15 protein-coding genes are annotated in these 13,315 nt (G+C 71.9%); 4 read left to right on the plus strand and 11 right to left on the minus strand.

The genetic code is table 11. The annotated features are described in order from the left end of the window. Window positions 1–97: 97 nt before the first annotated feature. Window positions 98–1,567: an ROK family transcriptional regulator gene (locus tag AC5L38_RS31310; protein WP_495246402.1), complete on the minus strand. Its 1,470-nt coding sequence runs from the start codon at window positions 1,565–1,567 to the stop codon at window positions 98–100. A gap of 336 nt (window positions 1,568–1,903) precedes the next feature. Here AC5L38_RS31310 and AC5L38_RS31315 point away from each other — a divergent pair, with 336 nt between their 5' ends. Together AC5L38_RS31315 and AC5L38_RS31320 are read left to right on the plus strand one after the other, a co-directional pair. Further along, on the plus strand, window positions 1,904–2,314 hold the full coding sequence (locus AC5L38_RS31315; RefSeq protein WP_495246403.1) for a hypothetical protein: 411 nt from the start codon (window positions 1,904–1,906) through the stop codon (window positions 2,312–2,314). Between the two features lie 194 nt (window positions 2,315–2,508). Then, on the plus strand, window positions 2,509–4,269 hold the full coding sequence (locus tag AC5L38_RS31320; protein ID WP_495246404.1) for a TgpA N-terminal domain-containing protein: 1,761 nt from the start codon (window positions 2,509–2,511) through the stop codon (window positions 4,267–4,269). Window positions 4,270–4,346: 77 nt separating this feature from the next. Here the strand turns inward: AC5L38_RS31320 and AC5L38_RS31325 are convergent, their stop codons facing one another. The 10 genes from AC5L38_RS31325 to AC5L38_RS31370 form a co-directional block, all read right to left on the minus strand. Beyond that, the gene (locus AC5L38_RS31325; RefSeq protein WP_495246405.1) at window positions 4,347–4,649 is read right to left on the minus strand and encodes a hypothetical protein; all 303 of its coding nucleotides are present in this window, start codon (window positions 4,647–4,649) and stop codon (window positions 4,347–4,349) included. A gap of 368 nt (window positions 4,650–5,017) precedes the next feature. Next, complete coding sequence (gene rpsR, locus AC5L38_RS31330) at window positions 5,018–5,248, minus strand: 30S ribosomal protein S18 (RefSeq protein ID WP_495246406.1); 231 nt, start codon at window positions 5,246–5,248, stop codon at window positions 5,018–5,020. Continuing rightward, window positions 5,245–6,402, minus strand: a complete 1,158-nt coding sequence (locus AC5L38_RS31335; protein ID WP_495246407.1) for a CobW family GTP-binding protein — start codon at window positions 6,400–6,402, stop codon at window positions 5,245–5,247. The genes rpsR and AC5L38_RS31335 overlap by 4 nt, the downstream gene beginning before the upstream one ends. Before the next feature lie 43 nt (window positions 6,403–6,445). Beyond that, the gene (rpmF, locus tag AC5L38_RS31340) at window positions 6,446–6,610 is read right to left on the minus strand and encodes a 50S ribosomal protein L32 (protein WP_495246408.1); all 165 of its coding nucleotides are present in this window, start codon (window positions 6,608–6,610) and stop codon (window positions 6,446–6,448) included. A gap of 12 nt (window positions 6,611–6,622) precedes the next feature. After that, the gene (rpsN, locus tag AC5L38_RS31345) at window positions 6,623–6,922 is read right to left on the minus strand and encodes a 30S ribosomal protein S14 (RefSeq protein ID WP_495246409.1); all 300 of its coding nucleotides are present in this window, start codon (window positions 6,920–6,922) and stop codon (window positions 6,623–6,625) included. Beyond that, window positions 6,922–7,158, minus strand: coding sequence for a 50S ribosomal protein L28 (rpmB, locus tag AC5L38_RS31350; protein WP_495246410.1), 237 nt, complete (start codon window positions 7,156–7,158; stop codon window positions 6,922–6,924). The genes rpsN and rpmB overlap by 1 nt, the downstream gene beginning before the upstream one ends. A 47-nt stretch (window positions 7,159–7,205) precedes the next feature. Then, window positions 7,206–7,370, minus strand: coding sequence for a 50S ribosomal protein L33 (gene rpmG, locus AC5L38_RS31355; protein WP_495246411.1), 165 nt, complete (start codon window positions 7,368–7,370; stop codon window positions 7,206–7,208). Between the two features lie 666 nt (window positions 7,371–8,036). Then, the gene (locus AC5L38_RS31360) at window positions 8,037–8,834 is read right to left on the minus strand and encodes a TIGR03943 family putative permease subunit (RefSeq protein ID WP_495246412.1); all 798 of its coding nucleotides are present in this window, start codon (window positions 8,832–8,834) and stop codon (window positions 8,037–8,039) included. A 55-nt stretch (window positions 8,835–8,889) separates the two neighbouring features. Beyond that, a complete protein-coding gene (locus tag AC5L38_RS31365) occupies window positions 8,890–9,921 on the minus strand; it encodes a permease (RefSeq protein WP_495246413.1) in 1,032 nt (343 codons plus the stop codon). 220 nt (window positions 9,922–10,141) lie between these two features. Next, window positions 10,142–10,879 carry a VOC family protein gene (locus tag AC5L38_RS31370; RefSeq protein WP_495246414.1) on the minus strand — a complete coding sequence of 246 codons (738 nt, stop codon included), beginning with the start codon at window positions 10,877–10,879 and terminating at the stop codon, window positions 10,142–10,144. 287 nt (window positions 10,880–11,166) lie between these two features. On the opposite strand from AC5L38_RS31370, the gene AC5L38_RS31375 reads away from it, so the two are divergent. Further along, window positions 11,167–11,838, plus strand: a complete 672-nt coding sequence (locus AC5L38_RS31375; protein ID WP_495246415.1) for a PadR family transcriptional regulator — start codon at window positions 11,167–11,169, stop codon at window positions 11,836–11,838. Then, complete coding sequence (locus AC5L38_RS31380; RefSeq protein WP_495246416.1) at window positions 11,835–13,313, plus strand: FAD-dependent monooxygenase; 1,479 nt, start codon at window positions 11,835–11,837, stop codon at window positions 13,311–13,313. The genes AC5L38_RS31375 and AC5L38_RS31380 overlap by 4 nt, the downstream gene beginning before the upstream one ends. Window positions 13,314–13,315 lie beyond the last annotated feature (2 nt).

Consider the following 13,315-nt stretch of genomic DNA (forward strand, 5'->3'; position numbering starts at 1 on the left):
GGTTACGAATATGTAAATCCATTGGATTGACTATGTCAATCCACGACGGAACCCCGGTCACCGTCCCTGTAAAGTTCCCGCGTCGCCGCGGGTGCGGTCACACGGCGTCCGGGTGCGCCGTTCGCGTCCGTGAGCCCAGGCTGGGCGTGAACACCTCGTGGAACACGCTGGACGCGGCCCCCACCGCCGCCGCGGCACGGTTGAGGTGCGAGTGGGCGACCTCCACCTCGCGCAGGTGCCTGGCCATCGGGAACCCGTTGACGGCGGCGGCGATCTGCCCGTGGTAGATGTCGGCCACGGCGGGCAGGACGGCGGGCCCGCCGATGATGAGCAGCTCGACGTCCAGCAGGTCGATGAGCCCGGCGGCGCCCAGGCCGATCACGCGGGCCACCTCCTCGATAACCGTGACCGCCCGCCGGTCGCCGCGCGCCGCGGCCGCGCAGACCCACTCGTAGGCGGCGTCACCCGGCGGGACCGCCATGCCCGCGGCACCGGCACGCTCCACCACCGCGGACGTCGGGGCGCACTCCGGGACGAGGTCGGGACCGCCCTGCGGGGTGAGCCTGCCGGTCGCGATCGCGCACAGCTGGCCGACCTCGCCCGCGTTGCCCGTACGTCCCCGGTAGACGTCGCCGTTGAGGAAGGCGCCGCTGCCGACGCCCGCGCCCAGGTAGAGGTAGACGAAGTCACCGGCGCGGTCGGCCGCGCCCAGCCAGCGCTCGCCGATCGCCGCCGCCGTGGAGTCCTTCTCGACGATGACGGTGACGTCCAGCCGGGTGGCCAGCTCGGCCTTGAGCGCCACGTGCTTCCAGCCCTGGAACAGCGGCGGGTCGAGCAGCAGCCCGGCGTGGGTGTCGAGCGGGCCCGGCACGGCGACCCCCACCCCCAGCAGGGCCTCGGACGCGGGACCGGCCGCCTGGGCCGACTCCAGCGTCAGACGGGTCATCTGCGCCAGGCACCACTGCGGGTCGGGCCGTTCGGGCAGGGGCAGGTGCCGCTGGTCGAGCAGGTCGCCGCACAGGTCGACGGCGACCACGGTGATCATCTTCGGGTCGAGGTGGACGCCGATGGCCGAACCGGCGTCGGGGCGCAGCCGCAGCGGCACCCGGGGCTTTCCCGCGCCCGCCGGCTGGCGGGCGTCCTCGGTCAGCAGGCCCGAGGTCAGCAGGTTGCGGGTGATCCGCGACACCGCCTGCGGCGTGAGGCCGGTGCGCTCGGCGATCTCCACCCTGCTCGTCGACACGGCCTGCCGGATGCTCTCGATGACCAGCTTCTCGTTGTAGGAGCCGAGGGCGAGCTGGTTGAAGGCCCGAAGCGCCGGACGGAACCGGTTCTCCCCGCTCCGGCCCGGTGGCGGCCCTGCCTGGGGCGGGAGCCCGGCGCGCGGGCGGGGCCCGGGGTCGTCTCCGGGGGGCCGGCGTGCACCCGGACCGCTCACGCCGGGGGCGCCACGGGTGGGACGCCACCCCGCGTCGCGGGCGAGGGGCGGACGCGGCGGCGAGGTGGACGGGCTCTCCGGGTCCGCCGCCCCCGGCACCGGCTCCCACTCCCCGCCCGCTTCACGCATTCCCTCATCCAACACCCTCCCCGTGCCGTCGAAAAGCGCCGGTTCCTCCGAGGGCCGCCGCTCTCCGGAGCGGCACGGCCCCTTCGCGGCGGGACGCCCCCTCCGGGGCGGGCCGTCCTTCTGTGGACCGTCCTTCCGGAGCGGCCCCTTCTGGAGCGGCCCTTTCTGGAGCGGGCCGTCATTTTCGGAGTGGAACGTCCCCGGCCGGCGGGAGCGGACGGTCCGTGCCGGCGGCTCCGGTGCGCCCCGTGGTGCCGACCGGCACGGGTGGTGATCCTAAGATCGCTGGAAGGCCACCCCCAACGATCGCCGCCCCGGTATCCGGAGGATCCCCCCATGCGACTCCCGCGTTCCCTGTCCGGCTGGACGATGGCCGTCTTCGGCCTGCTCGCCGTGCTGCTCGGCGTCCTCGGCCTGGTGTCGCCGGACACCATGCTCGCCCTCCTGGGCTTCGAGACGCCGCTGACGCGTGGCCCCGGCGACTACACGAAGGTGTACCTCGCCGCCTCCTCGATGGCCGCGGTGAACATGGGCGTCTACTACCTCCTGGCCGCCGCGGCCGACTACCGGCCCTTCTTCCTGTGGACGGTGCCGTTCCGCCTGCTGACGTTCACGGTCTTCACCCTCCTGGTGGTGACCGGAGCCGCCCCCGCCCCGTTCATCGGCGTCGGCATCTGGGAGGGCGTGGGTGCGCTGGCCACCGGGGCCGCGCTCTGGTGGGAGCGCGGGCGCCCGAGCACCGCCTGACGGCTGCCGTACGAGGTGCCCGCACGGCCCGCCCGGCCGTGCGCGGATGCCCGACCGGCGGACCGGCGGACCGGCGGCGTCCGGTGTACGCCCGACGGACGGCACGACGTGACGATCGTCCCGGCCACGTCGCTAAGATCATCCGCATCGTCGATCGAATCCGGGCCGCCGTCGGCCGATACCGCTTCGGACGGGTGGCCGCCGCCGCCGTCGCGCTCTACCTGGCCGCCGTGGCCGTCGCCGGGGTGGCCGCCGTCGTGTCCGGCGAGCTGTGGGCGCTGTCGCTGGCCGCGACGGCCAGGACGTGGGCCGTCCTCATGTGGGCGGACTGGGCGGAGCCCCTGCTCATCGGGGTCTGCGGGCTCAACGCGTGGGCGCTGTGGCAGGTGCTGCGCGGTCCCGCGCCGCCGCGCGCCGGGGGGCTGCCGCGCCGCGTGGTCTGGCTCCGGCGCGCGCTCTACGCGGGCGTCGCCGGTGACCTGGTGCTCTGGGAACTCGTTGAGGAGCTGTCCGACACCGTGGAGGACCTCGCGAGCCTGCTCCTGCGGGCCGCCACGGTGATCCTGCTGGCGCGGGTCCTCTCCGGGGTCTCGGCCCGGTTCCGGGCGGTCGTTCTCGTGCTGGGCCTGATCAACGTGCTGGCCTCGCCGCTGGTGTTCCTCTTCGACGGCCCGTACTTCCAGGTGATCGGCCTGCTGGGGCTGGCGAGCCTCGGCTGGACGGCGACGGTCCTCGCCGGGCAGCGCCGCGACGGGCGGTGGAGCGACGCCACGATCACCATCGGGAGGATCGCCCTCGTCGTCTCGCTGGCCTCCTACGTGCTCGGCCTCGCCTTCCAGGCGAGGCCGCCGCTGTTCGACGGCTCATGGCTCGTGGTGGACGTGCTCGGCGTGTTCACCACGGTGTGGCTGGCGCGCACCGCGCACGAGCTCGCCGGGCCCGCCGCCGAAACCGTCCCCCGGCCCGTCGCCGGTCGCGAGCCGCGCCTGCTGGTCGCCGCCGCGCTCGCGCTGCCGCTCGTCGTCGTCAGCGCCGAGGAGGGCGCCCTGTTCAGCTTCACCGGCGCGGACGACGGCTGCCGCGAGCGGATCCTGTCCTACGCCGACACCCGGCCGCAGGACCGGCGGCGGACGTTCCTCTGCCTCGCCAGGGACGACATCTCCACCGGGACGCCGATGTTCCCCGATGACCTGCCGGATCAGCGCATCCTGGCTCACGGCGAGAAGCTGTGCGCGGTGCCCGGCGTCGAGGATCAGCGGGCACTGCTCCGGCGAGCGGGCGGGTCGGCGGACGCGGTCCGACTCGGTGACGCCCTGGAGTTCCTGTGCCCCGGCGTCGTCGCCCGGCAGCGGGCGGAGCAGGCACGTGAACAGGCGCGCGAGGAGGCCGAGCGGGAGCGGGAGCTGGCCGAATGGAAGGCCGGGATGAACGCCAGATGCGCCGATCCCTGGCCGAGGCTACGCACCGGGCGGCAGGGCACGGCAGCGTACACGCTCTTCGAAGGAGGCGGCTACTTCGTCTTCGACGACCGCGACAGCGTCGAGGGCCCGGCCGGTGACTTCTTCAAGGCCATCGACGACGGTTTCGTCGACGCCGCCGGCAGTAGCGTGGTCGTCACCACCTACGGTGAGAACGAGCCGATGTGCCTCACGGTCAAGGCCTTCGGCACCGCCCCGCCGCTCCGGCTCAGGGGCTGGGACAAGGTGGTCGAGGTGGGCGTCCTCAGCCGCACCGGCCGCCTGGTCGTACCGCCGTACCCCGAGGGCGGCGACAGCGGGGCGGTCGGGCCGTTGCCCAACCTGGCCGTCGACGGTCCCGGCCGCTACCGGATGCGTGTCTATGCCCGTCCGTTCGAATGGGACGAGGACGACCCCGGCGCGCCCGTCGAGGAGCACCTGATCGTCGTCTACCCGGGCCGTTCCACGGAGAAGGTCATTCACCGTCCGTGGCGGTGACCGGCACAGGCCGGATTTTCATGATGATTTCACGGCCCTTCGCTGATTGTGTGAACGCCGTGATATTCCTTCGGACGTCAGTGGTCGTCCCAGTGTCCCTCGTGTGAGGCGTGGCGATGGCCGTCGTGGACGTAGTCGGTGTGGCCGTCGTGCGGGATCGCCGCGTGGCCGCAGCCCTCACCGTGGCGGTGGTCGTGTCCGGCGTGCTCGACATGGGTGGCCGAGCCGCACTCGTCGGCATGATCGTCGTGGGATCGGTGCAGGTGACCGTCGTGGACGTAGTCGGTGTGGCCGTTGTGCGGGATCGCCGCGTGGCCGCAGCCCTCACCGTGGCGGTGGTCGTGTCCGGTGTGCGGACGATGCTCGGTTGAAACAGACATGACTCCCCCTGCTGAACTGGTTTGCCATATTCGACGATACCCAAGGGGATTTGTCTTTCAAAATTCGAGAACGCGCGGCGATTCGATCCGGATAATCATTGTCGGCCGCTGTTCTGCCTTTGCGGGTTTTATGTCTTTCTTCGAGTTCGAGGGAGATTATATTTTGGGAAATCGAGGACCGGGACTCGCCGGACCGGACGGGCGCGCGGCGGCCGATCGTCCGTCCCCGTCCGGCGGCCGGCGCGAAGGCGCACTCCCATCTGACCGCTGGATCCGTGCCGGGGCCTCAGGCTGATGCGCCGAGGTCCGGCGGATCAGCCCGAGGACCGCTCACCTGCCCGGGCAGCGGGACGGTTCGGCGGGACGGTTCAGCGGGACGGTGAGGTGGAGGCGTAGGGGAGCAGGGCCATCTCGCGGGCGTTCTTGATCGCGGTGGCCAGCAGGCGCTGTTGCCGGACGGTGACCCCGGTGACGCGACGGCTGCGGATCTTGCCGCGGTCGGAGACGAATTTGCGGAGCAGGCCGGTGTCCTTGTAGTCGATGTGGCTCACGCCGTGCAGCGGATTGGTCTTCGCACGGGGCGCGCGGCGAGGTTTCACGCGGAGGTCTCCTTCAGGTCGAGGTCGAGCACGAACGCGAACGGGTCGGGGTATCCGGCCCAGACGTCGGAGCCGGCCAGGGCTTCCGCCTCGGTGAGCAGGCAGGAGTCCAGCAGCCGATGGATACGGTCGCGGTCCAGGTCGGGGCCGGTGAAGACGAGGTGCTGGACGCGGTCGCCCAGCGGGGCGGACCAGTCGAGGGTGGCCGCCATGCGGCGGGCGGGGCTCTCCATCTCCCAGGCGGCCTCGGGCAGGGTGACCAGCCAGGGGCCGGCGTCCTCGACGGTGATGACACCCGCGACGGCGTCCCAGGCGAGCAGGCGTTCGTGCCGGTTGGCCAGCCAGAACCGGCCGCGACTGCGGACGGTCTCGGTGACGAGCTCGTCGACGGCATCGAACAGCCGCTGGGGGTGCAGGGGGCGCAACCGGTGCCAGACCACGGTGGAGATCTCTCCGGTCCGCGCGTCGCAGGGCAGCTGGGCGGTCGCCGGGTCGACGCGGGCCCCGAGCATCTCCACGTCGATCCCCGCGCCGGTGACGGCGGGCAGGGCGAGGTCCGCGGGAGCGGCCGGGGTGGTGGGGGCGAGGTGGCCGAGCACGGCCAGGGCCAGCTCGACGTCCTCCTCGTCCGCGCCGGACACGACGAGCGCGGTGGCGTACTCGATCTGGCGGACGAGCACCTCCGCCACGTGGCGGGCGTCGCCCGCCGCCGCGTGTTTCCCGTGGGTGGCGAGGGTGTCGTCGCAGCAGACCTCGTCGGTCGTCCGCGCCGCGTCCAGCGCGGTCAGCACCCCGGTCAGGCGCAGGCGGTGCACGGTGTCCTCGTGCCAGGCGAGCGCCTCGGCCACGGTCCTGGGCTCCACCGAGTCCCACAGCTCCACGATGAGCAGCGGCGCCGAGCCCGCCAGGGACAGGAGTACGGGGACGAGGTCCTCGCGCACGGTGCAGGTGACGCAGCCGTGCGCGAGCCGCACCTCGTGCAGATCCAGCGTCCCCGACGCGTCCCGCACGACGCGCCGCACCAGCCCGGTGCTCACCTGCCGCAGGTCGTGGTGGATCGCCACCGATCCTGGATGCTCGGCGAGCAGGCGGTCCACCAGGGCCGAGCGCGGTTCGGGATGCAGTCCGGAGACGATGACGACGGGGACGGACATGACAGCTCCTCTCGTTGTACGGGGTTCACGGCGCGGGCCGGTCTCAGGGGGTGAGGAGGCCGCGCCGGTAGGCGCGGACGAGCCGGCGTGGCACCAGCAGCTCGCGTCCGCCGACGGTGATCGGGACGAGGTCGGGCGCGGCGGCCTTCCACTGTGAGCGGCGGTGGCGGGTGTTGCTTCGGGAGGTCTTGCGCTTGGGGACTGCCATGTCGTGATGCTCCTACCAGCTGGACTTGGTGACGCCGGGCAGCTCGCCGCGGTGGGCCAGTTCGCGGAAGCGGATCCGGGAGAGCCCGAACTTGCGCAGGTGTCCGCGAGGGCGGCCGTCGGTGCTGTCGCGGTTGCGCACGCGGCCGGCGGCGGCGTCGCGCGGCTGGCGGCCCAGCTCGCGGGCGGCCCGGGTTCGCTCGGCGGGGGAGCCGGTACGGATGATCTCCTTGAGCTCGGCCCGGCGCTCCGCGTAGCGGATGACGACGCGCTTGCGCCGCTCGTTGGCCGCGATCTTGCTTTTCTTCGCCATCAGACGCGTTCCCCCCGGGCACGGACGCGGGCCACCGCGGCCTCGATGCCGATCTTGTCGATGGTCCTGACGGCTCGGGCGCTGAGCGTCAGCCGTACGAAGCGGCCCTCGGCGGGCAGCCAGTAGCGGCGGGGCTGGATGTTGGGACTCCAGCGGCGGCGGGTGCGCCGGTGGGAGTGGGAGACGTTGTTGCCGAACACCGGCTTGACGCCGGTGAGCTGGCAGTGTGCGGACACGCGGTTTCCTTCCTCACATCACGGGTTGGACGTCTTCTCTCACCGCTTCAGCGGTCCTCTCGGAACAGCACGTGCCGGCGGATGACCGGGTCGTATTTGCGCAGGGTGAGCCGGTCGGGGTCGTTGCGGCGGTTCTTGCGGGTCACGTAGGTGTGGCCGGTGCCTGCGGTGGATCGCAGCTTGACCACCGGCCGTACGTCGTTTCTGGCCAAGCGTCTTCACTCCTTGAAGGGGTGGGTGATGCAATGATAGCGATAATCGTTTTCATTTGCGAAACCGGAAGGACGGCGATCCGCGTGACCGCGCCGCCCGGGTTTCTGGACGCGGGCTCGACCGCGCCGCGCCACCGCTCCGGGAGCTGATCGTCGGCGACAGGAGCGGGAACGGCCTCGACGCGAGCTCGGGCACGCGATGGGACCCTCCCGTCGCGCACCCGGGAGGGGGCTCATGGAGATCGCCGGCGCCCGTGTCCGCCGCACGCTCCACGATGCTCCGCCCAGGGAGACCGCCTGCTCAAGGGGGCGGCCGGGGGAGTGGGACGGCGGGTCGTCGCCCGGGGCTCAACGCGGGCAGGCCGCCGCCGAGGCGATCCCGGGTTGGGGGAGTTCCCGGCGTGCCCCTGATCCTGCGGTGAGGGGCCGCGCCACTCGTCGAGAGAGGAGAGACGCGGGGCGGCGCGGCCATCCGCCGAAATTCCGGCGCGGGCCATCGGATCTCGTCGACACGGGCCGCGCGGCCGCCGACGTGGTCAGGAACCCGATGGGCCGGATCGACGGCGACTCTCCGCGGACGGCCCGCCGGGGCCTGGCGAGGTCGTACCGCCTGGTGGCCGGCCATGCCCGGGAAGGCGAGCCCGAGCCCGTACGTCCTCTTCGGTGTTACTCGTACTGCTCCTTGGGGGGATCGATCCTGATGAGGCTCTTGCCGGTGAGCTGGGGGTAGACGACGCCGGTGGTCATCTTGCCGAAGGTCTGCGGGATCCAGGTGCCGGTGACCTCGACCCAGGTGTCGGCGGGCGGTGCCTGCAGTCCCCTGACCGCGACCTTCAGGGGGAAGGCGTCCGCGGCGCAACAGGCGATCTGCATGCGGGTGACGTACCACTGCCCCTTCTTCTTCGCGGGGGAGACGAAACCGGTCAGCTTGACCTCGCGGCCGGTGAGGGACTTCTTGTCGTCGTCCCAGGCGCGGCCGATGAAGTCGCCGATGGTCATCTCCACGGCGCCGGTGCCGGTGAGCGGGGTGAAGGAGCTCAGGGTCTGGTCGCGGGGCGGCGGGGTGTCGTCGCGGGAGGCGGCGAACGATCCCAGCGCGGGCGGCGCGATCAGGAAGATCGCGAACACCGGCAGGCACAGCAGCCACGCGACCCGGGGGCCGCCGTGCGCGTGGTCATGCCCGTCACCGTCACCGGGCCCGTGTTCGCTCGTGACCGTCCGGTCGTGATCATGCGGATGGTCGTGCTCGCCGTCCTTCGCGCTCTCCTTCACCGCGGTGTCGCCGGCCCGGCTCGCCTGGAACAGCCCGATGAGCCCGAGGATGACCAGCACCGCTCCGGCGCCGATCAGGAACGGCCGGAAGCCGGGTTTGACGTAGTTGAGGTAGGTCGTGGAGAACGCCGAGATCCGGAGCACGGCGCAGCCCAGCAGGGTCAGGACGAGGTTCTGGGTCACACGGTTCATCGGGGGACGCGGGTTCCTTCCGCGGTAACGGGGCGCGAGGGGAGGGCGGGGAGCGTCACAGCAGCAGCCACCCGAAGAGGGTGCTCACTCCGACGGCGAGGGCGAAGGTCATCGGGACGAACCGCACGGCGAAGGCCTTGCCGAACGTGCCGGTCTGCAGCGCGATCAGCTTCAGGTCGACCATCGGCCCGACCACCAGGAAGGCGAGCTTGGCGGTGGGGGAGAAGGCGGTCATCGAGGCGGCCACGAACGCGTCGGCCTCCGAGCAGATCGACAGCAGCACCGCCAGGAGCGCCATGACCAGGATGGCCAGCCACGGCACCTCGGCGATCGCGTTCAGCCACTCGCGGGGGACCGTGACGTTCATCGTCGCCGCGGCCAGGCCGCCGACGATGAGGAACCCGCCCGCGTGCAGCAGGTCGTGCCGCATCGCCTCGCCGAACCGCGCCCATTTACGGCCGTCGCCGTGCGGCCGGGAGGGGATCCGTAGCCAGTCGGCGCGGCCGAACCTCAGCCACAGCCAGCCGACCAGCACCGCCACGGTCAGCGACGCGCCGAAGCGGGCCAGCACCATCAGCGGCTGCCCGGGGAAGGCGACGGCGGTCGCGACCAGCACGATCGGGTTGATCGCGGGGGAGGCGAGCAGGAACGCCAGCGCGGCGGCCGGGGCCACCCCCCTGGCCATCAACCCCGACGCGACCGGGACGGACGCGCACTCGCACCCCGGCAGCACCGCCCCCGCCACCCCGGCGACCGGTACGGCGGCGGCCGGGTGCCTGGGCAGCGCCCTGGTCCAGAACGACGCGGGCACGAACGCCGTGATCGCCGCCGACAGCGCCACCCCGAAGACCAGGAACGGCAGCGCCTGCACGCAGATCGCCACGAAGATCGTTGCCCACGTCTGCAGCGCGGGCGCTGTCAAATACGGCGCGAGAACGAGGCGGCCCACCACCAGCAGGACGACGACGAGCGCGAACCCCCAGGGCAGGGCGCCGCCCGCCGAGCCCGTACGCCCCCAGGAGTCAGGGGGGAGCGGGCTCTCGTTGTCGGCCCACACGCCGCCGGGGCCGGATCGAAGATCAGACACGCGCCCTATCGTGGCAGACCGTCCAGGAGGGCCGGGACGGTCTTTCGTGGAAATCTACATCGTAAAGGCGTCTGGTGGTTTCAAGATCGACGAAAGCCCTCGAAAACCAGACCTCGACAGGCGGGAGGCCGGGCGTCACGGTGGCTCTCGCCAGTCTCGTGGACGCGTTTCCGGCCGCGGAGGTCGGATCGTGGCGGGGAACCCGCGGAGCTTTTTCCGGTTACTCCGGCCACACCTGTCGGAAGGGCAGTACGAGGAACTCGTTGCCGTCGGGGTCGGTCATCGCCACCTGGCCGGCCCCGTGACGGCCGGTGTCGATGCGGGTCGCCCCGAGGGAGACGAGGCGGTCGGCCTCCGCCTCCTGGTCGCCGTGCGCGGGCGGGGCGAGGTCGAAGTGCAGCCTGTTCTTCCCGGTCTTCGGTGCCACGGGCGGGCCGCCCCATGTGATCTTCGGGCCGCCGTGCGGCGAGCGGATCGCGGTCTCCTGGTCCTGGTCCCAGACCAGTGGCCAGCCCAGCGCCTCGCTCCAGAAGTATCCGACCTCCTGCGAGCCGTCGCACGCGAGCGCCCCGATGAATCCGCAGTCGGCGAGGAATTCGTTGCCGGGTTCGATGACGCAGAACTCGTTGCCCTCGGGGTCGGCGAGCACCACGTGCTCCTCTTCCGGGAGTTGGCCGACGTCGATGTGCCGCGCGCCGAGTTCGAGTGCTCTGGCCACCGTTCGCCGCTGGTCTTCGAGGGATGTGCTCGTCAGGTCGAAGTGCATCTGGTTCGGGCCGGTTTTCCTCTCCTGGGACGGAAGACATCGGATCCGGAACCCGGTGTCGTCGTTCGGCAGGAGCGTGATGCCCTCGTGGGGGTCGTCGGCCGTCTTCCAGCCCAGGAGTCCGGCCCAGAAGTGCGCGAGACGGTGCGGGTCGTTCGCGTCGAAGCAGAGCGCGAAGAGCTGAGAGGTCATCCCGCGTCTCCAATCCGGTAGGAGGACGTTCCTTGTGCGCGCGACACTAACGGGCTCCCGGTGGAGCGGGCGAATGTATTTCGCCTCCGTTCGTCGAAGCGCGACCGGGCCGGCGCGGGTGGTCGAGAGTCTGGGGGTCGAGAGTCCGGGGGGCGAGAGTCGGTTGCCGGCAGGGGCTCCGCCGGTCCGTTGCCGGTGCTGCGGCTCTTGACAGGCATGGTCGGCGTCTAAATACTCGGATCCGAGTGATAGGAGGCGAGTAATTGAGTCCTGGTGTTCGTCGTGCGGTGTCGAATTCGTTGGGGCTGGCGGTGCTGGGCCTGTTGATGGAGGCCCCCATGCATCCGCACGCCATGGCTGCGGCCCTGCGGGAGCGCGGCCTGGACCGGGTGTTCAAGGTGACCACCGGCTCCCTGTATGACGTGGTCCGAGCCCTGGATAGGGCCGGGTGGATCGAGTCGCTGGAGACGGTCCGGGTCGGTGCCCGGCCGGAGCGGACCGTTTACCGGCACACCGCGCTGGGGCGCGGGGAGTTCGTGCGCTGGGTGGACGAGCTGATCCGCGTCCCGGCCGAGGAGTATCCGAAGTTCCTGTCGGCGGTCAGCTATCTGGGCGCGCTCGGGCCGGAGGGTGCCGTGGAGGCGTTGCGGGAGCGGGCCGGGCGGGTGCGCGCGTCGCTGGAGGAGATCCGGCGGGGGTATCGCGAGGCGCTGGAGGTCGACGGGGTGCCGCGCCTGTTCGTGGTGGAGGCGGAGTACGCGGTGCGGATGCAGGAGGCCGAGCTGGCCTGGATCGAGGAGATCGTCGGTGACGTCGAGGCGGGCCGGTTGACCTGGCCCGAGCCCGTGACCGGCTGGGTGCGCGCCGGAGAGGAACCGGGAGACGGAGAGAAATCGGGAGACGGAGAGGAACCGGGAGACGGAGAGGAACCGGGAGACGGAGAGGCGGAGGTTCGATGACGATCATGGTGGCCGGTGCCGGTCCGGCCGGTCTGATGCTCGCGGCGGAGCTCGCGCTCGCCGGGGTCGAGGTGGCGGTGGTGGATCGGCTGCCGCGACGCTCGCCGTACTGCCGGGGGTTCACCCTCAACGCCCGCAGCCTGGAACTGCTGGAGCGGCGCGGCATCGCCGACCGCTTCCTGGCCGAGGGGCCGACGGTGCCGTACGGCATGTTCGCCGATCCGCGCCGGCCGCTGGATATGACGGTGATGGACACCGACCATCCGTACGTGCTCGGCATCGCGCAGACGCGGGTGGAGGAGCTTCTCGAGCGGTGGCTGGCCGAGCTGGGGGTGACGGTGCGCTGGGGGCAGGAGGTCGTCGGCCTCGACCAGGACGGCGACGGGGTCGATGTGACCCTCCTGGCCGGCGGTGAGCGCCGGCGCTGCCGGGTCGATTACCTCGTGGGTTGCGACGGCAGCCGCAGCCTGGTCCGCAAGCTCGCGGGGATCGGTTTTCCCGGCACGCGGGCCACCGCGTTCGGCCTGCTGGCGGATGTGGAGCCGGTCGATCCCTCCGATCTGCCGTTCGGCGTGACCGAGGGCGAGCGCGGGGCGGTGTTCGTGATCCCGCGGCCCGGTTACGTGCGCATCGTGCTCGACGAGCCGTCGCCGCCCGCCGACCGTGCCGAGCCGGTGTCGCCGGCCTACTTCCAGCGGCTGCTGGACGAGGAGCTCGGTCGTCCGGTCCGGCTTCGCGAGCCGCGCTGGCTCACGCGGTTCTCCGACGCGGCCCGGCAGGCGGATCGCTATGTCGCGGGGCGGGTGGTGCTGGCCGGGGACGCCGCGCACATCCATCCCCCGGCGGGGGCGGTGGGGGTGAACGTGGCGTTGGCGGACGCGGTCAACCTCGGCTGGAAGCTGGCCGCCACCGCGCTGGGACACGCTCCGGACGGTCTCCTGGACAGCTATCACCGGGAGCGGCACGAGGTGGGGGCGCGCGTGTTGCGTACCACCCGCGCGCAGGCGGCCCTCGGGCGGCGCGACCCCGGCCTCGACGCGGTACGGGACCTGTTCGGCGAGCTCACCGGGCTGCCGGCGGTCGGCAAGTATCTCGCCGAGATGGTGACCGGGGTGAGTACGAGGTACGACCCGAAGATCCCCGGTGACCATCCGTGGCTGGGCGGGCTCGTGCCGAACCTCAAGCTGGTCGTGGGGGAGCGGCACACCGGCGTCGCCGAGCTGCTGCGGCCGGCCCGTCCGCTCATGCTCCAGCTGGGCGAGCGTGTCCTGCCGCCGGTCTCGGGTGGCGGGGTGGAGACCTGCCGCGCCCGCTGTCCCGAGTGGCCCGGCCTCGAAGGGGTGCTGATCCGTCCCGACGGGCACGCCGTCTGGGTGTCCGCCGAGGCCGATCCGCAACCCGTCACCACCCTCTCCACCGCGTCGGCCACCTGGTTCGGGGCCCGGGCGCACCGTGCGGACGCGGTGGGAGGGTAGGC

The organism is Streptosporangium nanhuense, assembly GCF_059358815.1.

Coding starts and splice junctions, on each gene's coding strand:
- AC5L38_RS31310 (WP_495246402.1), bottom strand. CDS start 1,567: ATGCGTGAAGCGGGCGGGGAGTGGGAGCCGGTGCCGGGGGCGGCGGAC.
- AC5L38_RS31315 (WP_495246403.1), top strand. CDS start 1,904: ATGCGACTCCCGCGTTCCCTGTCCGGCTGGACGATGGCCGTCTTCGGC.
- AC5L38_RS31325 (WP_495246405.1), bottom strand. CDS start 4,649: ATGTCTGTTTCAACCGAGCATCGTCCGCACACCGGACACGACCACCGC.
- AC5L38_RS31335 (WP_495246407.1), bottom strand. CDS start 6,402: ATGTCCGTCCCCGTCGTCATCGTCTCCGGACTGCATCCCGAACCGCGC.
- rpmF (WP_495246408.1), bottom strand. CDS start 6,610: ATGGCAGTCCCCAAGCGCAAGACCTCCCGAAGCAACACCCGCCACCGC.
- rpsN (WP_495246409.1), bottom strand. CDS start 6,922: ATGGCGAAGAAAAGCAAGATCGCGGCCAACGAGCGGCGCAAGCGCGTC.
- AC5L38_RS31360 (WP_495246412.1), bottom strand. CDS start 8,834: ATGAACCGTGTGACCCAGAACCTCGTCCTGACCCTGCTGGGCTGCGCC.
- AC5L38_RS31370 (WP_495246414.1), bottom strand. CDS start 10,879: ATGACCTCTCAGCTCTTCGCGCTCTGCTTCGACGCGAACGACCCGCAC.
- AC5L38_RS31380 (WP_495246416.1), top strand. CDS start 11,835: ATGACGATCATGGTGGCCGGTGCCGGTCCGGCCGGTCTGATGCTCGCG.